Origin of the sequence: Methylobacterium sp. E-005 (assembly GCF_022829725.1) — a bacterium.
In the GTDB taxonomy this organism is placed as follows: Bacteria; Pseudomonadota; Alphaproteobacteria; order Rhizobiales; family Beijerinckiaceae; genus Methylobacterium.
Map to the genome: position 1 here is coordinate 1 of NZ_JAKSYG010000218.1, position 281 is coordinate 281.

Genomic DNA, 281 nt, shown 5'->3' on the forward strand with positions numbered 1-281 from the left:
CGCCTCCTCCCAGGTGAGGTGCTTCGGCCGGTGCATCAGCTGGCGCGACTGCACCCGGCAGAACTGCGCGAAGGAGCCGTCCCCGGTCTCGTAGCCCCAGATCCGCTGCGTCGGCGAGAACATCGGGTCGCCACCGTTGCCCAGGACTCGAACCTGCAACCAGACCGTTATGAGCGGTCGGCTCTAACCATTGAGCTACAGGCCCGGCGGGGGGAATCCCCCCGTCAAACCGATACCCGAACGGCCCGGTTTCGTCACCCCATCCAAATCTGGATGCGGTC

Annotated in this window: 1 pseudogene; it reads right to left on the reverse strand. The window is 65.8% G+C overall.

Annotation, left to right across the window (positions count from 1 at the left end):
- Window positions 1-138 (reverse strand): annotated as a pseudogene (locus MKK88_RS25965) (crotonyl-CoA carboxylase/reductase); the annotation flags it as partial.
- Between the last annotated feature and the right edge of the window lie 143 nt (window positions 139-281).